19 protein-coding genes are annotated in these 18,128 nt (G+C 62.0%); 14 read left to right on the top strand and 5 right to left on the bottom strand.

Annotation, left to right across the window (positions count from 1 at the left end; translation table 11 throughout):
• The first annotated feature begins 15 nt into the window (after window positions 1-15).
• Entirely contained in the window at window positions 16-1,599 is a 1,584-nt protein-coding gene (locus AC0L14_RS01635; RefSeq protein WP_473748522.1) for a hydrogenase large subunit, read from the top strand.
• 11 nt (window positions 1,600-1,610) lie between these two features.
• Window positions 1,611-2,150, top strand: a complete 540-nt coding sequence (locus AC0L14_RS01630; RefSeq protein WP_473748465.1) for an NADH-quinone oxidoreductase subunit B family protein — start codon at window positions 1,611-1,613, stop codon at window positions 2,148-2,150.
• A 52-nt stretch (window positions 2,151-2,202) separates the two neighbouring features.
• Here the strand turns inward: AC0L14_RS01630 and AC0L14_RS01625 are convergent, their stop codons facing one another.
• From AC0L14_RS01625 to AC0L14_RS01615, 3 genes are all read right to left on the bottom strand, one after another.
• On the bottom strand, window positions 2,203-2,559 hold the full coding sequence (locus AC0L14_RS01625; RefSeq protein ID WP_473748464.1) for a DUF488 domain-containing protein: 357 nt from the start codon (window positions 2,557-2,559) through the stop codon (window positions 2,203-2,205).
• Window positions 2,560-2,604: 45 nt separating this feature from the next.
• Complete coding sequence (locus AC0L14_RS01620; RefSeq protein ID WP_473748463.1) at window positions 2,605-3,861, bottom strand: aminopeptidase; 1,257 nt, start codon at window positions 3,859-3,861, stop codon at window positions 2,605-2,607.
• An 84-nt stretch (window positions 3,862-3,945) separates the two neighbouring features.
• The gene (locus tag AC0L14_RS01615) at window positions 3,946-4,860 is read right to left on the bottom strand and encodes a LysR substrate-binding domain-containing protein (RefSeq protein ID WP_473748462.1); all 915 of its coding nucleotides are present in this window, start codon (window positions 4,858-4,860) and stop codon (window positions 3,946-3,948) included.
• Between the two features lie 98 nt (window positions 4,861-4,958).
• Between AC0L14_RS01615 and AC0L14_RS01610 the strand changes: the two genes are divergently transcribed.
• The 3 genes from AC0L14_RS01610 to sbmA all read left to right on the top strand — a co-directional run bounded on the left by AC0L14_RS01610 (window position 4,959) and on the right by sbmA (window position 7,852).
• The gene (locus AC0L14_RS01610) at window positions 4,959-5,174 is read left to right on the top strand and encodes a hypothetical protein (protein ID WP_473748461.1); all 216 of its coding nucleotides are present in this window, start codon (window positions 4,959-4,961) and stop codon (window positions 5,172-5,174) included.
• A 117-nt stretch (window positions 5,175-5,291) separates the two neighbouring features.
• Window positions 5,292-6,452: a YbfB/YjiJ family MFS transporter gene (locus tag AC0L14_RS01605; protein ID WP_473748460.1), complete on the top strand. Its 1,161-nt coding sequence runs from the start codon at window positions 5,292-5,294 to the stop codon at window positions 6,450-6,452.
• A 122-nt stretch (window positions 6,453-6,574) separates the two neighbouring features.
• The gene (sbmA, locus tag AC0L14_RS01600; RefSeq protein ID WP_473528695.1) at window positions 6,575-7,852 is read left to right on the top strand and encodes a peptide antibiotic transporter SbmA; all 1,278 of its coding nucleotides are present in this window, start codon (window positions 6,575-6,577) and stop codon (window positions 7,850-7,852) included.
• A gap of 16 nt (window positions 7,853-7,868) precedes the next feature.
• Here sbmA and AC0L14_RS01595 read toward each other — a convergent pair whose 3' ends face one another.
• Entirely contained in the window at window positions 7,869-8,885 is a 1,017-nt protein-coding gene (locus AC0L14_RS01595) for a polysaccharide deacetylase family protein (RefSeq protein ID WP_473528694.1), read from the bottom strand.
• A 282-nt stretch (window positions 8,886-9,167) separates the two neighbouring features.
• Between AC0L14_RS01595 and AC0L14_RS01590 the strand changes: the two genes are divergently transcribed.
• On the top strand, window positions 9,168-9,833 hold the full coding sequence (locus AC0L14_RS01590) for a tetratricopeptide repeat protein (protein WP_473528693.1): 666 nt from the start codon (window positions 9,168-9,170) through the stop codon (window positions 9,831-9,833).
• Between the two features lie 118 nt (window positions 9,834-9,951).
• Complete coding sequence (gene der, locus AC0L14_RS01585; RefSeq protein ID WP_473528692.1) at window positions 9,952-11,385, top strand: ribosome biogenesis GTPase Der; 1,434 nt, start codon at window positions 9,952-9,954, stop codon at window positions 11,383-11,385.
• Window positions 11,386-11,635: 250 nt separating this feature from the next.
• Here der and AC0L14_RS01580 read toward each other — a convergent pair whose 3' ends face one another.
• Window positions 11,636-12,391 (bottom strand): SDR family NAD(P)-dependent oxidoreductase, encoded by a 756-nt coding sequence (locus tag AC0L14_RS01580; RefSeq protein WP_473748459.1) that lies wholly within the window; start codon window positions 12,389-12,391, stop codon window positions 11,636-11,638.
• Between the two features lie 188 nt (window positions 12,392-12,579).
• Here AC0L14_RS01580 and AC0L14_RS01575 point away from each other — a divergent pair, with 188 nt between their 5' ends.
• From AC0L14_RS01575 to AC0L14_RS01545, 7 genes are all read left to right on the top strand, one after another.
• Complete coding sequence (locus tag AC0L14_RS01575) at window positions 12,580-13,176, top strand: L,D-transpeptidase (RefSeq protein ID WP_473528690.1); 597 nt, start codon at window positions 12,580-12,582, stop codon at window positions 13,174-13,176.
• A 199-nt stretch (window positions 13,177-13,375) separates the two neighbouring features.
• On the top strand, window positions 13,376-13,516 hold the full coding sequence (locus AC0L14_RS01570; RefSeq protein ID WP_082982116.1) for an ABC transporter: 141 nt from the start codon (window positions 13,376-13,378) through the stop codon (window positions 13,514-13,516).
• A 142-nt stretch (window positions 13,517-13,658) separates the two neighbouring features.
• Complete coding sequence (locus tag AC0L14_RS01565) at window positions 13,659-14,258, top strand: hypothetical protein (RefSeq protein WP_473748458.1); 600 nt, start codon at window positions 13,659-13,661, stop codon at window positions 14,256-14,258.
• A gap of 157 nt (window positions 14,259-14,415) precedes the next feature.
• Complete coding sequence (locus AC0L14_RS01560; RefSeq protein ID WP_473748521.1) at window positions 14,416-15,003, top strand: protein-S-isoprenylcysteine O-methyltransferase; 588 nt, start codon at window positions 14,416-14,418, stop codon at window positions 15,001-15,003.
• 10 nt (window positions 15,004-15,013) lie between these two features.
• The gene (locus AC0L14_RS01555; RefSeq protein WP_473487680.1) at window positions 15,014-15,793 is read left to right on the top strand and encodes a hypothetical protein; all 780 of its coding nucleotides are present in this window, start codon (window positions 15,014-15,016) and stop codon (window positions 15,791-15,793) included.
• Window positions 15,793-16,680: an SDR family NAD(P)-dependent oxidoreductase gene (locus tag AC0L14_RS01550; RefSeq protein ID WP_473487694.1), complete on the top strand. Its 888-nt coding sequence runs from the start codon at window positions 15,793-15,795 to the stop codon at window positions 16,678-16,680. Before AC0L14_RS01555 ends, AC0L14_RS01550 begins: the two co-directional genes overlap by 1 nt.
• A 259-nt stretch (window positions 16,681-16,939) precedes the next feature.
• Window positions 16,940-18,124 carry a cell wall hydrolase gene (locus AC0L14_RS01545; protein ID WP_473487679.1) on the top strand — a complete coding sequence of 395 codons (1,185 nt, stop codon included), beginning with the start codon at window positions 16,940-16,942 and terminating at the stop codon, window positions 18,122-18,124.
• Window positions 18,125-18,128 lie beyond the last annotated feature (4 nt).

Raw genomic sequence — 18,128 nt, 5'->3', positions numbered from 1 at the left:
ATGAGCAAAAGAAAGATGCCCGCGCTGACCGACCTCATCGAGGCGGGCCGTCCTGTCGAACAGCACGCTCCCTGGCGACGCGCCGTGGTTGCTCCGAAAATCTGGAACCTTGCCGTCGAGCAGCTTGCCGCGGGCCACTGGAGCCTGCTCGGTCTTTGGGCCGAACCGGACACCGTCCACATGGCGCTTCTCGACGCGGTTCGAGACATCGGTGTCATCAGCCTGAAATGCGCCGGCGGCCGCTACCCATCGGTCGGCCAGCGGCATCCGCCGGCACTGCGCCTCGAGCGCGCCGCCGCGGACCTGTTCGGGCTTCTGCCGCAAGGACTTCCGGATACACGACGCTGGCTCGATCACGGCCAATGGGGCGTCAGTCATCCCCTGGCAGCGGGGGCATTGGCGGCGGAAGCATCAGCAGCGCCGGCTCATGCGCCAGCCATGGCCTCTTACCGCTTCCTTCCCGCGGAAGGCGAAAGCCTGCACCAGATTCCGGTCGGGCCCGTGCATGCCGGCATCATCGAGCCGGGGCATTTTCGCTTCACGGCAAGCGGCGAAATAGTTGTCCGGCTGGAAGAGCGTCTCGGCTACGTGCACAAGGGCATAGAAGGCCTGATGGCAGGTTCGCCTGTCGAGCGCGCGGCCAAACTGGCGGGGAGGACGTCCGGCGACAGCACCGTGGCGTATTCGCTGGCCTTTGCTCGCGCGGTCGAAGCGGCGCTCGGCGTCGAAGTGCCCTTGCGTGCCGTCTGGCTGCGGGCGCTGATGGCGGAACTCGAGCGTCTTGCCAACCATCTCGGCGATATCGGCGCCATCTGCAATGACGCCGCCTTCGTGCTCATGCATGCCCATTGCGGCGTGCTGCGCGAACGCGTCTTGCGTGCCAGCGATGCGGCCTTCGGCCATCGCCTGATGCGCGACCGCATCGTGCCTGGCGGGGTGGCAAGCGACCTGAGCGAAGAGGGGACGGCCGCGGTCCGGTCTGTGGTCACGGAGATCAGGCAGCGGTTTCCTCATTTGGTCGAACTCTACGACAACACGGCGTCGCTGCAGGACCGGACCGCCGCGACCGGTCGGCTCAAGCCGGCCCTTGCCCGGCAATACGCAGCGGGCGGTTATGTCGGCCGCGCCTCCGGCCGAGAGTTCGATGCGCGGCGCAGTCCAGGCTACCCGCCTTATGACGAACTCGCCTTCGACGTCCCTCTCCTTCAGGAGGGCGACGTGAATGCGCGCGTCTGGATCCGCATCCGCGAGGTCGAGCAGAGCTTATCGCTGACCGAGCAGATCCTTCAAAGGCTGCCTGACGGCCCGATCCGCGTCGATGTCGCCGAGGCGAGCGTTGCCCAGACAGGCGTCACCAAGACCGGCGTCACCAAGACAGGCGGGCCGCGTGAAGGCATGGCGCTGGTCGAGGGGTTCCGGGGCGACATTCTGGCCTGGCTGCGCATTGGCGAAGGCGGTATGGTCGAGCGCTGTCACCTGCGTGACCCGTCATGGTTTCAATGGCCGCTGCTTGAAGCGGCCGTTGAGGGCAACATCGTCGCCGACTTTCCGCTCTGCAACAAATCGTTCAACTGTTCCTACTCCGGTCACGATCTCTAAGGCATTCCGCCATGCGCAAGCACCTCTTTGAAGGCCTGACACGGCCCCCACTCACAGAGCGTCCGCCCAAGGCGAGCCAGACGGCGATCGACGAACTCTCGCGCGCGCTAGACGGCGCTGCCCGCAAGCGACTGGGCCGCAGCCTGTCGATCCGGGCGGTCGACGCTGGTTCCTGTAACGGCTGCGAACTCGAAATGCATGCGCTCAACAACGCCTTCTATGACGTCGAACGCTTCGGAATCCGGTTCGTCGCGTCGCCGCGCCATGCCGATGTGCTGCTTGTCACAGGGCCGGTCACCAAAAACATGCGCGAGGCACTGAAACGGACTTATGACGCAACTCCCAATCCCAAATGGGTGGTCGCGCTTGGCGACTGCGGCAGGAACGGTGGCTGTTTCGCCGGGAGTTATGCAGTCGTCGGCGGCGTGTCGGAGGTACTGCCTGTCGATCTGCACATTCCGGGCTGCCCGCCATCGCCAATCGAAATTCTAAAGGGATTACTAGCGTTGCTTGAGAGGGTGAACGCAAAGACTGCTGCCCCCCGAGGTTGATATCGAACAAGCACCGCTATACCGGCGAACGGCCGGCAGCGTGCGCGCTGCCTCAGCCCCTTAGACGCAGATAGTCAGCCAAAGCCACTGCGTTGTTGTGCAGCTCGTCCTGGGCGCCGTAGAGCAGCGTCACCCGGCCGTTGTCGAGCAGGGCGCGCAACTGGCCGACCGCATCGCTGTTCCTGTCGAGCTCGCCGCGATAGCGCTGCTGGAATTCCATCCAGCGCGTCGGCTCGTGGCCGAACCATTTGCGCAATTCATCGCTTGGCGCGAGGTTCTTCAGCCATAGCGTCAGCGCGGCGTCTTCTTTGCGGCCGCCGCGCGGCCATACGCGGTCTATGAGCACCCGCTGCCCATCGCCAGGCGAGGGCGGCTCGTAGATGCGCTTGACCTTGACATCGAGTTTCATCGTCAACTCCGCGGTTGACCGCCAAGACGGCTTGCTGGCGGCTCCTTACGCCCACTCGCCCTTACGCATGACCGGTACGCGGCTGCCGTCCTTGCCGACGCCGTCGATGTCGATCTTGTCCGAACCGATCATCCAATCGATATGGATAAAGCTCTTGTTGCCGCCACGCGCCGCGATCTCGTCCTGGCTGAGCGAGGCACCGTCGACGAAGCACTTCGAATAGCACTGGCCGAGCGCGATATGGCAGGCGGCATTCTCGTCGAACAGCGTGTTGAAGAACAGCAGACCGCTCTTCGAGATCGGTGAGGAATGCGGCACCAGCGCGACCTCACCGAGCCGGCGTGAGCCTTCATCGGTATCGAGCACCTTTTTCAGCACATCCTCGCCGCGGCTAGCCTTCGCCTCGACGATGCGGCCGCCTTCAAAACGCACCGCAATGCCGTCGATCAGCGTGCCTTGGTAGGACAGCGGCTTGGTGCTCGTAACATGGCCTTCGACGCGCCTTGCATGCGGGGTGGTGAAAACCTCCTCGGTCGGGATGTTCGGGTTGCAGGTGATGCCGTTCCTGGCGGTCGAAGCGCCGCCCATCCACTCATGCCCATCGGCCAGCCCGACGGTCAGGTCGGTGCCGGGTCCGGTGAAATGCAGCGCGTGGAAATTATGGCCGTTCAGCCATTCGGTGCGGCTGCGCAGAGCCGCATTGTGCGCCGTCCAATTGCCGATCGGGTCGTCCACATCAACCCGTGAGGCGGCAAAGATGGCGTCGGCGAGTTTTGCCACGGCGACGTCGTCGGTATCGCCGGGAAACACCTGCTTGGCCCAGGCCAGGTCGGGGTAGGCGACGATGTTCCAGTTGATGTCGAAGCCGGTGATCTTCTCCAGTGCCGGCTGGTAGGCGACCGAATTCGCCTTGTTGGCGCGCGCCACTTTCGCCGGATCCTGCGCCGATAGCAGCGACGGATCCTCGCCCCGCACGGCAAGCCGCGCCGCATTGTTGGCGAAGGCCTTCGCCATGCCCTCATAGAGCCAGCCGGCGGCGTGGTCGAAGCCGGCATCGGTGCCATAGCGGAAGCGCGCAAGCGTCATCTCGTCGTCGTTGAAGATCGGCGTCACCAGGCCGGCGCCGGCCTTGTACGCATGCTCGACGATCCGTCGCGTCAGAGGCAGAGCTGCGATCGACGATGTCAGCACCAGATCCTGCCCCGGTTGCAATTGCAGCCCGACCTTGATGGCGACTTCGGCCAGCCTGTCGAGTTTCACCGGGTCGATCGTTGCGGAAACGCCGCGCGAATGTGTGGTCATGATCCTGCCTGTCGCGATGTGGGAGTCTGGTTCTTACATAGACCCGCACTGCTCTCCTTTCCACCGCGATTGCACGCGGGGGGTTCAGTTCGCGCTGGCGAGCGACCCGAAATGCGCCATGGTCGCCGCTATCTCTTCGCGGACCCAGACCTTGAAATCCCTGACCTTGCGGCTTTCGGTCTTGGTGGCGGAGGTCACCAGCCAATAGCCGAGCCCGCTCTGGGCGCGGACGCCAAAGGGGGCGACAAGGCGGCCGTCGGCCAGCGCGTCGGCAGCCAGCAATTGCCAGCCGAGCATGACGCCGTGGCCGGCGATCGCCGATTCCAGGCACAGCATCGGGTCGGTGAAGCGCGCGCCTTTGAGGAAGGTGATCGGCTTAACCCCGGCGGCCTCGAACCAGCTTTCCCAACTGATCATCGCCCGTTCGTCGGTGATCGCGCAGGTCAGGGCAAGATCTTCGATCGATTTCAGTTTGTCGGCGATCACCGGGGCGCAGACCGGGAAGACCTCCTGCGCTAGCAGCAATTCCGCCCGCGCACCCGGCCACGTCCCGTCGCCAAGCCGGATGGCGATGTCGATGTCCGAGCGGTCCAGATCGGCAATCCGCACCGAGGCGTCGATGCGCAAAAGCACATTCGGATGCCGGGCGAAGTGACGTGACAGCCTCGGCAGCAGCCACTTCGACGCGAAAGCCGGCGCCACCGAAACCACCAGCGTGCATTCGGAGGCCTCGTCGGCGAGCGCCACGGCTTGGGCGAGCTCGCGGAACCCAGCTCCGAGCCGCGCGGTGAAGACGGTGCCGAATTCGGTCAGCAAGAGACCACTCGTCGTTCGTTCGAACAGCGCCTGGCCGAGTTGCTCTTCCGTTCGCTTGACCTGCTGGCTGACGGCGCTGGCGGACACGTTGAGTTCGCTCGCCGCAGCCGAAAGCGATCCCAAGCGGGCGACGGTTTCCACGGCGCGCAGGCCGTTGAGGTGGACGCGGTTCAGCATAACCATACAGTTTTTCTAAACCGGGACGGTTGAAATCTCAATTGAAACATAGGGCCGGGTGGCAGATCTTTAAGGAAATAAGCAGACCTGTAGAGGAAAATCCGATGAAGATTTTATCACTGCTCAGGGACTTTTCCGTTGTCGTCACAGAGCAAAGCCGGTCGTATGAAAGCGAGACCACCCGATGGGCGACCGATCCGCTGTCGCATCCTGTGCTCGACACCATGTCGGAGCGTGAACTCGGCGACGTGCCGTTCAGGCTGACGGCCCGGCGCACTGCCTACGAGACGGGCACCGCGCAGGTCGGCTGCGGCTGCTGAACCAGATTTAGCGGGTCGGCCCTCTGCGGCGAACACTAGCCAACAGCCGTTGCGAGCCGTTCTGGCCCAACACAAGCGGATTGTTTGACAGGCTCGTGCACCTATTGTGCACCGCAAATGAAAGCCGCTTCGCCGTCCCCTTTGCGTCTCGCCTTTGCCGGCATGATTGCCCTGGCCGTTGCCATGGGCATCGGCCGCTTCGTCTACACGCCGATCCTGCCCGGCATGATGGAGGAACTAGGCCTGTCGCCGGCCGATGCCGGATGGATCGCATCCGCCAACTATCTCGGCTATCTCATCGGTGCGCTTGCGGCCGTCGGCGGCTGGGCGCACGGTCGCGAGCGCCTGCTGATGCTGGCCGGTCTTGCCGCCACCGCAGTCCTCACCGGGCTGATGGGCCTGGCCGGTACTATCCCGGCCTTTCTCGTCATCCGCTTTCTTGCCGGTGTGGCCAGCGCCTTTGTCTTGGTCTTCATGTCCAGCATCGTTTTCGGCCATCTGGCCGCGACCGGCCGAAACGACCTGCAGGCGCTGCATTTCGGCGGCGTCGGCCTCGGCATAGCGGCGTCCTCGGCGCTGATGGCAATCCTCGTCAACGAACATGCCGGCTGGACGGCGGCCTGGTTCTGGTCCGCCGCGATCTCAGCCTGCGCCTTTGCCGCCGTGGCCTTGCTGGCCGGCGGCACTGTGGCCGCCAACGGCGCCGATGGTCGCGAACCGGCGCTGCCGAAGGACCGGTCGCTGGTGAAGATCATTGTCGCCTATGGGCTGTTCGGCTTCGGCTACATCGTGACGGCGACCTTTCTGGTCGCCATCGTCCGGCAGGGCGGCGGCGGCCGCGTCTTCGAAGCCGTGGTCTGGATGGTCACCGGCCTTGCCGGGATTCCCTCGGTCTGGCTTTGGCAGAAGATCGCCGGAAAGATCGGGCTCTACCAGGCTTATGCCTTCGGGTGCCTCGTCGAGGTGGTCGGCGTCACCGCGAGCGTCGCCATGGGCGGACACATTGGGCCGCTACTCGGCGGATTTCTGCTTGGCGGGACCTTCATCGCCATCACCGCGCTCGGCCTGCAGACCGGAAGGCAGCTTGCCCCGCAAGCGCCACGCCGGATCCTGGCGTTGATGACGGCCTCCTTCGGCCTCGGCCAGATCATCGGTCCGATCGTCGCCGGGCTGCTTGCCGAAGCATCGGGCGACTTCTTCCTTGCATCGATCCTGGCCGCCGCCGTGCTGCTTGTCTCCGGCGCGATCACCTGGTCGGCTGCGCCAAAATCGCCATGATTGTGGTCTTGCTCGGTGCCGGGCATCACGCACCGGCCATTTTCATTCCGATCGATGTGTGACCTTATGCCCGCTGAACAGCAACGCCGCTGATTTGCGCATCGACCGAGGATTTCCCCACCGTGTTCGTATCCTTCTTCCCGCAGCCGAAGCTTTTTTTCATCTCGGCCGCCGTCTGGAGCCTTCTGCTCGTCCTCCTGTGGTTTTTCGGCGGCGAACACCTTGGCACGATGCTTGGGATGCCGCCGGTCGATCCGCGGGCCGCACCCGTCATCAGCCCAATAAGATTCCTGACGCCGGCATTCCTCTGGTTCTACGCATATTTCTTCGCCGGTATGGGCGTATTCTACCTTTTTTGGTCGCTGTATGCCCCACACCGTTGGCAGAACTGGTCGATCCTTGGCTCTGCTTTGATTATTTTCGTCACCAATTTCATCGTGCAGATAAGTGTGGCGCTCAATGACTGGCGTGGCATGTTTTACGACATGGTGCAGAAGGCGCTCACCACGCCCGGGTCCGTTGCGCCTGCCGAGCTTTACTACGGAGTATGGCAGTTTCTGTCTTTGGCCCTGGTCTATATGACCATTGCCGTTCTGAACGTTTTCTTCGTCAGGCACTATGTTTTCCGCTGGCGTACGGCGATGAACGATTATTTTACCGCTTACTGGCCGAGGCTGCGCCATATCGAAGGGGCGTCGCAGCGCGTTCAGGACGACACGATGCGCTTCTCGGGCACAATGCAGGGGCTCGGAGTGAACTTCATCGACTCCATCATGACCCTGATTGCTTTTCTACCCTTGCTGGCATCCCTTTCTCTCCATGTTCCAACTCTCCCAATAGTCGGAGCAATCCCTTATCCGTTGGTTGTTGCGGCGATCGCCTGGTCGTTGTTTGGCACCGGCTTGTTGGCAGTCGTCGGCGTCAAGCTGCCCGGGCTGGAATTTCGTAATCAGCGTGTTGAAGCCGCTCTGCGCAAGGAACTTGTCCTCGGTGAGGACGATACGGCGCGAGCGCAGCCACCAACGTTGGTCGAGCTTTTCAGAAATGTTCGCAAGAACTATTTCACTCTCTATGCACACTATGTCTATTTCGACATGGTCCGCTATCTATACCTTCAAGTCGACAACGTCTTCGCTACGCTTATTCTCGTTCCAACCTTGGCAATCGGTAAGATAACATTTGGCGTTTTCCAGCAAATTGTCACCGCCTTTTCACAAGTCGCCACTTCGTTCCAATATCTCGTGAATTCCTGGCCGACTATCGTCGAGCTGATATCCATCTACAAGCGCCTGCGCGCCTTCGAGGCGACGCTTGAAGGGGCGCCGCTGCCGGAAATCGACCAGCACTATCTGGAGCGAGAGCGAGCCGGCTTGCGCCCTGAGGATCAGCCGGTGAGCTAACAGTGGCGGGCGGCTGTCACTTCCGGATCCAGCCGCCCACCGACGCCTGCGTTTGGCCGCCATCGCGCCGCGAAACATAGTCGCGATAGCTGATGCACTCGACGTCGGGCCTGGTGCAGACCTCGCCGGCAAAGCGTTCCAGCGCGTGCCAGTAGGCGCCGTCATTCATCAGTGTGAAATGGAAGCCGAGTTCCAGCGGAATGCGTTTGCCCTGGTATTGGGCATCGAACGCGGCGCGAAAGGCGTCATGGGTCCGGTTGGCGAATTCGTCCGCCTTGCTCGGCCGCTCGAAGCCGCCGGAATGCCTGATATAGAGATTGTAGTCCATGGCGATCACCCGTCTTGTGTCAGGACCTTCCGGGATCTGCGGCAGCGAGAAGCGTGTGATGCCGTCGCGGGTCGGTGGCCGGGCAGGGCCGCGCGACACACCGCTCGCGTCAAACAAATAGCCCGCCTTTGGCAGCGCCTCGTAGAGCGCCTTGTTTGCCGACAGATAGGGGGCGCGAAAGCCGACCGCCTTGCGCGCGATTTCGCGCCAGCCCGCGGGTTCAGCGGTAATAGCGTTAATCGAATAGGCGTTCTCGAGAATATGCTTGAACGAACCGAACTCGCTCAGCCAGTCGGCCTTGCTCCAGTCCTTGCCGTCGAAATGGCCGCAAGCGTGGCTGCCGATATCGTGGCCTTCTGAGACGGCAAGGTTTATCTGCTCGAGCCGGTCGGCGACGTCCTGTTTCGAGGCGGCAAAGCCGATGTTGGATTTGCCCGATGTCTTGCCGGGCGCCATGTACGCCTTGTGCGTTTCCGGCGAGAGCAGGAAGACGCAGGACACGAAGTAAGTGAAATGCGCGCCGGTGCGCGCGGCCAGCGCCCTGCTGCGCTTCCACTGCGAAATATCGCGAGCGCTGTCGAACGAGATGATGACGGCCTGTTTCGGCCTTGCCGGCGGTGGCGCCGCGGGCGGATCGGCGACAGCGGCGCCCGCTGCAGCAAGCGACGCGATGGAGAATGCAACAACGCGGGACGAACGAGGCATTAGCATCTGATCTGGATTGGAGGAGGGTTCGAGCACCGGCTATCGGCGAAATGTGGCGCGGGTGCGGTTGCCTCGGGCGGCCACGTGTCGGCGATTAGCCGATTTTCCTGTCCAACCCCTTCCATGCCGGCAAAATTTCGCTAAAACGCGGGCTACCGCATCGGCCTGAAAAGCAGCATTGATTTTCAGGAAGCACGATGCGCAAATTCAAAGTGTTAGAGCGTACTTTCCATGGACGCACGTCGCTCTAAACCGCCCTGGGGCGGGCAGGATGGTTTTGAGATGTCGGACGACAGTTTTATCCGCGAAGTCAACGAAGAGATGCGTCGCGATCAGGCGCATGCGCTATGGGACCGTTTTGGTCCTGCCTTGCTTGCGCTTGCGATACTGGTGGTGGTCGGCACCGCGGCCTTCGTCGGCTATCGCTATTGGGACGAGACTCGCGCCAATCGCTCGGGCGACGCCTTCTCGCAGGCGCTGAAGCTTGCCAATGAGGGCAAGAGCGACGAAGCGCTGACTGCCCTCGCTGCGTTGGAAAAGGATGGCTACGGCGCCTATCCGCTGCTCGCCCGCATGCGCGCGGCAACCGTCAAGGCGGATAAGGGCGATGTCGTCGCCGCCGTCAAGGACTTCGACGAGGTCGCCGCCGACACGGACATTCCATCAGGCCTTCGCGACATGGCGCGCATCAGGGCAGCGCTGCTGCTCGTAGACCACGGTTCGTTCGCCGATGTCTCCAGCCGCGTCGAGACGCTCACCGCCGACACCAATCCGCTGCGCCATACCGCGCGCGAGGCGCTCGGCCTTGCCGCCTGGAAGGAAGGCAAGGCGACGGACGCACTGAAACTGTTCGACCAGATCGCCTCGGATGACGGCGCCCCGCGCAACGCGCGCGAGCGGGCGACGTTGATGTCCGAGCTGATCCGTGGGTCGGGCAGCGTGTCGTAATGTATGTCGCCCAAAAGTGTGTTGCGGTTTTGGGACAACGACATGCATGGCAGATGCATGTCGCCAAAAAGTGTGCAGCGGTTTTGGGACGACGACATGCTGGCAGATGTAGGGCCGCATGACGTTCAAAGTCGCCATCATCGGCCGGCCTAACGTCGGCAAATCGACCCTTTTCAATCGTCTGGTGGGAAGGAAGCTGGCGCTTGTCGACGACACGCCGGGCGTCACTCGTGACCGTCGCGTCCATGCCGCCAAGCTTTACGATCTGCATTTCGACGTCATCGACACCGCCGGCTTCGAGGATGCTGCTGCTTCGACGCTGCCGGGCCGCATGCGCGCCCAGACCGAGATCGCCATCCGGGAAGCCGACCTGATCTTTTTCACGATCGATGCCAAGTCCGGGCTGATGCCTGACGACAAGACCTTCGCTGAGATCGTGCGCAAGTCCGGCAAACCGGTTGTCGTCGTCGCCAACAAGGCCGAGGCGCGCGGCGCCCAGGGCGGCATGCTGGAGGCCTGGGAACTCGGCCTTGGCGAGCCAATCCCGGTCTCGGCCGAACACGGCCAGGGCCTGCCCGATTTGCGCGATGCGGTGATATCAGCACTGGGCGAGGCGCGCGCCTTCGGCGAAGAAGAAGAGGATGCGGACGAGGAGACCGCCGCCAGCGAGGTGCTGATCGGCGAGGACATCACCGATCCGGATGCCGAGCCGAGCTACGACGATACCAAACCGATGCGCATCGCCGTCGTCGGGCGCCCAAATTCCGGCAAATCGACGCTGATCAACGCGCTGATCGGTGAGGAGCGGCTCTTGACCGGGCCGGAAGCCGGCATCACCCGCGATTCCATCTCCGTCGACTGGGACTGGCATGGCCGCCGCCTGAAGCTGTTCGACACCGCCGGCATGCGCCGCAAGGCCAGGATCCACGAAAAGCTGGAAGTCATGTCGGTGCAGGATGCCCTGCGCGCCATTCGCTTTGCCGAGATCGTCATCATCGTGCTCGACGCCACCATTCCTTTCGAGAAGCAGGATCTGCAGATCGCCGACCTGATCATCCGCGAGGGCCGCGCGCCGGTGATCGCCTTCAACAAATGGGATATGATCGACCACCCCCAGGAACTCCTGGCGGAACTGCGCGAGAAGACCGAGCGGCTGTTGCCGCAGGCGCGCGGCATGCAGGCGGTTCCGGTCTCGGCCGAAACCGGGCGCGGCCTCGACAAGCTGATGGATGCCGTCATCCGGACGCACAGAGTGTGGAACAGCCGCGTCTCGACCGGCAAGCTCAACCGCTGGCTGGAAGGCATCCTGGCGCATCATCCGCCGCCTGCCGTGGCAGGGCGTCGGCTGAAGATCAAATATGTCACCCAGGCCAAGACGCGCCCGCCGGGCTTCGTCGTGTCCTGCTCACGGCCGGACGCGATGCCGCAATCCTATGTCCGCTATCTCTCTAACAGCCTGCGCGAAGCCTTTGACATGCCCGGCGTGCCGATCCGCATCGCCCTGCGCACCTCGGAAAATCCGTTCGCCAGCAAGGCGAAAAAACGCCGCTGAGCTGCGCGTCTTCTGGGCGCCAGCATCAGGCTACGCTCCGCAGGCCGCTCGCGGGCAGCGCCTGCACATTTTCGGGTAGGCGATTCCACCGCCACCTGCAGCAGGATGTCGGCAAGTCGCGCCGCCACCGGGTCTGGCTCGGCCTTCCTTGCGATGCGGGAACAGCGCCATCTCAGGCAGTGCGGGCAGCCGGCGATCTGCGGCGTCATCGCCCTGACAGTAGCCAGCACGAGTGGGACAGCCTCTGCACCTAATGGGCGGTGTAAGCTCCGTCGACCAGATGGTAGCTGCCAGTGATAAAGCTGGCCTGATCCGACAACAGGAAGCACACAAGAGCCGCTACCTCTTCCGGTTTGCCGCGTCTGCCCATCGGCTGAAGGGCTGCCATGCGCCGGGTGGTCAATGCCTCCACTTGCTCCGACAAAAGCGGCGTTTCGATCCAGCCGGGGCCGACGACATTGATCCGGATGCCCATCCTCGCATATTCGATCGCCGCAACCTTGGTCAGTCCAACGACCCCGTGTTTCGCTGCCGTGTATGCGGACGCAGTTGGCAAGCCGACGGAACCGAGAATGGAGGACATGTTCACGATGGCGCCTCCGCCTCGATCCAGCATGGCGGCGATTTCGTACTTCATGCTGTAGAAGACGCCATTCAGATTGACGTCTATAAGCTTGTGCCAGTTGTCGAGCGGATAGTCTGCCGTTGCTTTTCGAACGCCGTCGATGCCTGCATTGTTTACCGCCATATCCAGTCCGCCGCATTTCTGGACAGTGAACTCGATCAGCTTTTCGACGGCTGCCGCATCCGTGACATCGACCGCAAAGTCGTAGGCCCTGCCCCCTTGCGACCTTATTTCGGCGGCTTTGCAGTGCGCGGCCTCGGCATCAAGGTCGGCGACAACAACCTCGGCTCCTTCTTGCGCGAGTTGCCGTGAAACAGCCGCTCCTATTCCGGAGCCTGCACCGGTCACAATCGCGACTTTCCCATGGAAGTCAGCCTTCATCGTCTCTGTCCTTTGCCCATTGTGACATAACCGAGCAGAGGCAGACGCTTATCGCAAGAAGTTTCGCTCCAATTCGCTTGTCAATCCTGTGAATTCATTTTGCCACCACACAGCGAGACTTGGCCCGCAGGCCTTGGAATGGTAGAGACGAGGGCGGGGTAGATTAACCAGTTTCCTAGCAGGTAGAAATGGAAGAACACCACATTGCGCGCCGGGGGCTCGTGCTGGGTAGTCTGGCTCTGATGCTTTCCGGATGTACGTCGACGCTACGACAGGTGGCGGAGCCGATTTCATCCGCGTTCGGACCAAGGAATGGCCTCAATCCTCGTTTCCGACGGCGGCATGTGCGGTACGACGGAAACGAGCCGCCTGGAACGATCGTCGTCGATACTTCGCAACGTTTTCTCTATGCCGTCGAGACCGACGGGTGGGCGACGCGCTACGGCGTCGGCGTCGGCGAGCAGGGACTTTCGTTCAAGGGTACAGCGACCGTCGCCCGCAAGGCGGACTGGCCGTCGTGGACACCCACCGCCAGCATGATGAGGCGCAAGCCGCGCCTGGTGCAGTATGCAGGGGGGGTCCCTGGCGGACCAAACAACCCGCTAGGTGCGCGTGCCCTTTATCTCTATCGCGACGGGCGCGACACCCACTTCCGGATACATGGTACAAACGAGCCATGGACGATAGGCACAGCGGTATCGAACGGGTGCATCCGTTTGATAAATGACGACATCATTGACCTCTACGAACGTACTCCTTTGGGCACGACGGTGGTGGTTGTTTGATGGTGGGCAGGCCTGATCTCCGTTGGATGGTGAGCCCTGCCGGCACGTCACCGCAAAGCAGCCGCCTGCAACCGGGTGCCAACTGTGTCATTTCTGCACTAGGCGTTGGTGTAGATCGCAGCTAACTTGGTGGGGCTGCATATCGTTTTATTTGTGGCGATTCTATTGGCTGTTCCGCCCCTGGGGAAAGGATTGCTTGATGAGCAGGATGTTGATTGTAATGGTTGCTACCCTCGCCGTTGCCAGCCTGAGCGGCTGCGCGAACGGCTGGATCGGTAAAGGAAAGGGGAAGGCTCCTCCGCCGGAACCCGCTGCCGTAGAAGAGCCCGTGATTAAATAAGCACCGGCTTTCGGAGATTTGGGGAAGGGCCGCCAGGCCCTTCCCCATCGATATGCAGGGGCCAAGGCCGGATTCGCAGCCTACCTGAGGTTGGCGGGCATAGGCTGGCACTAGGTCTGCGGTCCTCGGAGTTCTGGATGAGATGACGCTTGTAAGTGGCCGTTCAACAATTGTGGCCCTGCTCGCGCTTGTCGCGGCGTCATGTCAGTCGCAGGACAAAAAGCCCCAGCCGACTTTCGTGTCCGATGATCGGGCACTGAGATCCGCGGCGATGATGGCGCCCGCGGCGGCATCAACTCAAGCCCAACGGCATTTCATCGAATTCCGCTCCCGGTACGCCCTTACCTACGGCCATTCCTTCGTGATTTTTGGACGATTGAACCAGGCGGGACGGATGGTCAACCCCGAAGTCGCGGGGCTCGCTCCGAAGTCCAGTGATCCCAATGTCTATGTTCTCGGCCATTTGGCGCCCGTGCCAGCCTCGACCGGGTGGACGGACGGCGACCTGGAAGATGCCTACCGGTCGGCAAGCTGGCGTGTTTTACTTACCGAAGCCGAATATAGGAAAGTCGTCGCGAGCATACGAAGGCTGCAGGCCAGCTCTCCACTTTGGCACGCCTCGCTCTACAACTGCAACGCATTCGTAGCGGACATCGCCAGATCGATGGGGTATAAGACCCCCGGTACCTGGCTCCGGCCGCAACAATTCATAACCAAGCTTCGGGAGATGAACGGCGGTTGAAATGCGATTGGCAAACCCGCTTTCGCCTCATTCGCCCGGTCAACTCCGAAAGGAGCGCGCTCTGAATGTCTTCGGTCGACAGTTCGGACGCTGACATCGTTGCGACGGTTTATCGTAGTCCCAGATCGAGAAAAGGCTCCGGTGACCTGAAGTGACCATTTCTGTAGCTTCACTTGGCGAGATCATTTGGGTGATCGGCATCGTTGCCTGGTATGTGATCCGGTATCCCTTCGAGCGCCGGGCAAGGCGCGTGCGAATTGTAGCTGGCGGCCGCTCAAGTTCCGACACCGTCGGGCTTGCATTGGCTCTCCTTGGCCTGGCTATCCTGCCTGGCTTCTATGTCGCCACCGGCATCCCCGCAGCGGCTGACCATCCGGCCAGCGTGTGGTCGGTGGCGCTCGGAACCATCATCTTCTGCTCCGCGCTGTGGATTTTTCGCATGTCCCACAAGGAACTTGGCCGTAACTGGTCGATCACGCTCGAGATTCGCGAGCGGCATGAACTGGTCAGCGCCGGGCCATACGCCTTGGTCCGTCACCCGATGTACACCTCGTTTCTGCTTATGGGGCTCGGCCAGCTCTTTCTGCTGCCGAACTGGGTTGCGGGCATATCTGGTTTGATCGGATTCGCAGTGCTTTTCCTGCTGAGAGTGGATAAGGAAGAGCGTATGATGCTGGAGAATTTAGGCCCGCAATACCGCGCCTATATGGAAAGGACCAAGCGAATATTCCCTTATCTTTATTAGAGGTCGTTTGATGCGAGGCCGAGCCCTCAAGCTTTCGGCGCCCCGGCGCCTTGTTGGCGATCTGATGAGGTTTTCGATCGGCGTGCCACGCGTCGCGGTGCAGCGTCAGATGAACCTCGGCCCACTCGTAAGGGCTAGAATGGCGCAGCAGACCAGGCCCTCGTGGACTGCGATCTTCCTGAAAGGATATGCGCTTCTCGCCCTGGAGATGCCGGAGCTGCGGCGCGCCTATGTCAAGTTGCCCTGGCCGCAGCTTTACGAGTATCCGGCAAGCGTAGCCTCGATTGCCCACGAGCGCGAATATGACGGCGAGCCGGCCGTTCTGCTGAGCTGCATCAAGTGCCCGGAGCGCTACTCCATCACGGAACTTGAGGGGTCCATCCACGCGGCTCGATCACGGCCGATCCTGGAGGTCCCGGAGTTCCGGCGTGCCTTGCGGATGGCAGGTGCGCCTGCGCCAGTCAGGTGGCTGCTTATGTGGCTAGGGTTGAACATCGGCCGGCAAAGGGCAAATTACTTCGGTACCTTCCAACTGTCCGTCTATTCTGGTCTCGGTGCGGAATCACTCAACCCGCTGACACCACTGACCACGCTTCTAAACTACGGTCCGATCGAAAAAGACGGATCGGTGAATGTCCGCATCCACTACGATCACCGGGTCATGGATGGAGCGAACGTCGCACGAGCACTGGAGCGATTCGAAAAGATCCTGAACGGCACCGTCGCGAATGAAGTGGTGCTGCTCAGGCAAGGTGCTTCCGCTCCTGCAAGACGGAGTAACGCGACGTGATTTCGCACTATGAATTCCGGCCAGCCGTCGTCGTGATTGGCGGCTCGGGTGGAATTGGCCGGGCGATTGCGGGCGTCGCTGCACGGGAGCGCGGTGCGGTTGTGCTGGTTGCCCGCTCGCCCGAGGGTTTGGCCGCCGCGGCGTCTGAGGTTCGGGAGGCGGGCGGCGAGGCATTCACGCTCGAGCTGGATCTCGTGGCAGGCGATGCGCCAACGCGCCTGGAGGGCTTTCTGTCCGCACACGGCCTGGTCTGTGATGTCCTGGTCAACAGCGCCGGCTATGGCCTGCGGGGCGCGGCGACGGCGCTGCCCATTGATGGTCAACTCGGTATCATCGATCTCAACATACATTCCCTCACGGAACTGACCCTCCATTTTCTGCCGGGCATGGTGGCGCGCCGACGGGGCGGGGTGCTCAATCTCAGTTCCGTGGCCGGGTTCCTTCCTGGGCCTTATATGGCTCTGTACTTCGCTAGCAAAGGTTTCGTGCGCGTCTTCTCAGAGGCGCTTCACCAGGAATTGCGCCGAACCGGTGTGACGGTCACATGCGTGGCGCCAGGCCCGGTGTCGACGGAGTTTCTCGCAAGGTCAGGCGCCAATCAGACGGTGCTCTTCAACATCTTGCCCAAGGTGGGTCCGGAGTATGTGGCCGAACGGGCGTGGCGAGGGTTCAAATCCGGTCGTCGCCTCGTCGTGCCGGGAATCTCGGCCAAGTTGGCTGCCCTTGCGGCATCGCTCCTGCCTTCCGCAGCGCTGCTGCCCCTGGTCGGCCGGCTGCAACGCGGCGGCAATGATCAATGTCCTTGCGGTTCAGGTATGAAGTTCAAGAAATGCTGCGGTACCCGCCAGATCCAGCTGCGCCGGGGCCCTCGGGGAATTATCCCCTGACCGACCAGCACGCCACCGAAAAACCTCATTGAAGCAAGAGACCGCTCGCCGATGGCGGGCCGTAAAGCATGTTCGTGGCATAGAGGAGAATCCCTCCATCTCTGAACAGCGCTCTGCGGAGCGGTCATTGGGACCGTTGGAGCCGTTTCCAACAAAGCCTTTGAAATGATGGGCGCTGTCGAACTCCGTTAACGCCCCATCAAGGTTAATGCATCATCGTGCCTCTCCAGTGGGGTCCGTTGCGTTTCTGGAGAGTTCCGTGCATCGACGTGTTTTGAAGCGGCTTGTCGCTTTCGCCGGTGAGAAAAGACGTTCCTTTCTGTCTCCTCTGGTCGTTGGAATTGGCATCTGGGTCGGCTTTCCCAATGCCATTGCCTACCAGGACATGACGAGCCTGGTTTCCGGCCTCAAGGCGCCGAACGCCCGCTGGAACGCCTATGTCGAGAAATCCGTCGCCGGCTCGGTCCATGCCGCCGAAATGCCTTTCCTCGATTCCGACACCACCGGTTCGATCTCGGGTTCCGGCGTCCGGTTGCCCGGCATCGGCGCCGTGTCGTTTCGCGGCAAGGGCAGCGTGGCCAGCACGACGCCCGACGAGGACCGCATCATGCGCGCCGACAAGAAGGGCCGCATCATCATCGTCTCGCCGGTCGCGCCGCCGAAGAACTTCAATGCCGGCTCGGTGTTTGAGCGCTCCTCCTCGCTGCTTCGCCCGAGCATGGACAGTGGCCTGAAAATGGCTTTCGCCAAGCCCGAGATCAAAGGCAAGGAGATCCAGATTGCCGCCGCGTTTCATAGGCGCGTCGACAAGAAGCCGGATCCCGGCGTGCCGGCCATGCTGGCCGCACTGGTCAACAACGATCGCCCCGACGTCCTGGCGACGGCCTACGCAGCGGCCGCGCCCGACTATGCCCAGGCTTCGCCCTTCGAGGCCTTGCTTCAGGACGAGAAGCCGAATGATGGCCGCTTCATTCCGCCGGTGGCCAAGGGCGATCATTCGTGGATGCAAACTCCGCTGCCGGCGAGCGTATTCTCCAAAGCGGAACAGACTTGCCTCGCCAACGGCATCTATTTCGAGGCGCGGGGTGAAACGGTGCGCGGCCAGGCCGCCGTCGCCCAGGTCATCCTCAATCGCGTTCGCAATCCGGCCTATCCGAACTCAATCTGCGGCGTCGTCTATCAGAACGACAAATGGTTCAACCGTTGCCAGTTTTCCTTCGCTTGCGACGGCAGGAAGAAGCGCATCCAGAGTCCCGCCCACTACAAGACCGCGCAGGACATCGCCATGGCGGTCACTGCCGGCAAGATCTTCATCCCGGAAGTCGGATCGTCGACCCATTACTACGCCAACTACGTCAACCCGGGTTGGGCGCGGACGATGAAAAAAATGACCAGGATCGGCCTGCACATCTTCTATCGCACCTATGGCGGCGGCTGGAGCTGAGCGC

The sequence above is a fragment of the Mesorhizobium sp. WSM4841 genome (genome assembly GCF_055811515.1).
Note: the sequence above shows the minus strand (reverse complement) of the source record. Positions and strands in the feature narration are given on the sequence as shown.

Excerpts from the sequence above, each read along its gene's own strand:
- AC0L14_RS01635 (WP_473748522.1), top strand. The coding sequence starts at position 16 with ATGCCCGCGCTGACCGACCTCATCGAGGCGGGCCGTCCTGTCGAACAG.
- AC0L14_RS01630 (WP_473748465.1), top strand. The coding sequence starts at position 1,611 with ATGCGCAAGCACCTCTTTGAAGGCCTGACACGGCCCCCACTCACAGAG.
- AC0L14_RS01625 (WP_473748464.1), bottom strand. The coding sequence starts at position 2,559 with ATGAAACTCGATGTCAAGGTCAAGCGCATCTACGAGCCGCCCTCGCCT.
- AC0L14_RS01620 (WP_473748463.1), bottom strand. The coding sequence starts at position 3,861 with ATGACCACACATTCGCGCGGCGTTTCCGCAACGATCGACCCGGTGAAA.
- AC0L14_RS01615 (WP_473748462.1), bottom strand. The coding sequence starts at position 4,860 with ATGGTTATGCTGAACCGCGTCCACCTCAACGGCCTGCGCGCCGTGGAA.
- AC0L14_RS01610 (WP_473748461.1), top strand. The coding sequence starts at position 4,959 with ATGAAGATTTTATCACTGCTCAGGGACTTTTCCGTTGTCGTCACAGAG.
- AC0L14_RS01605 (WP_473748460.1), top strand. The coding sequence starts at position 5,292 with ATGAAAGCCGCTTCGCCGTCCCCTTTGCGTCTCGCCTTTGCCGGCATG.
- AC0L14_RS01595 (WP_473528694.1), bottom strand. The coding sequence starts at position 8,885 with ATGCCTCGTTCGTCCCGCGTTGTTGCATTCTCCATCGCGTCGCTTGCT.
- AC0L14_RS01590 (WP_473528693.1), top strand. The coding sequence starts at position 9,168 with ATGTCGGACGACAGTTTTATCCGCGAAGTCAACGAAGAGATGCGTCGC.
- der (WP_473528692.1), top strand. The coding sequence starts at position 9,952 with ATGACGTTCAAAGTCGCCATCATCGGCCGGCCTAACGTCGGCAAATCG.
- AC0L14_RS01580 (WP_473748459.1), bottom strand. The coding sequence starts at position 12,391 with ATGAAGGCTGACTTCCATGGGAAAGTCGCGATTGTGACCGGTGCAGGC.
- AC0L14_RS01575 (WP_473528690.1), top strand. The coding sequence starts at position 12,580 with ATGGAAGAACACCACATTGCGCGCCGGGGGCTCGTGCTGGGTAGTCTG.
- AC0L14_RS01570 (WP_082982116.1), top strand. The coding sequence starts at position 13,376 with ATGAGCAGGATGTTGATTGTAATGGTTGCTACCCTCGCCGTTGCCAGC.
- AC0L14_RS01565 (WP_473748458.1), top strand. The coding sequence starts at position 13,659 with ATGACGCTTGTAAGTGGCCGTTCAACAATTGTGGCCCTGCTCGCGCTT.
- AC0L14_RS01555 (WP_473487680.1), top strand. The coding sequence starts at position 15,014 with ATGCGAGGCCGAGCCCTCAAGCTTTCGGCGCCCCGGCGCCTTGTTGGC.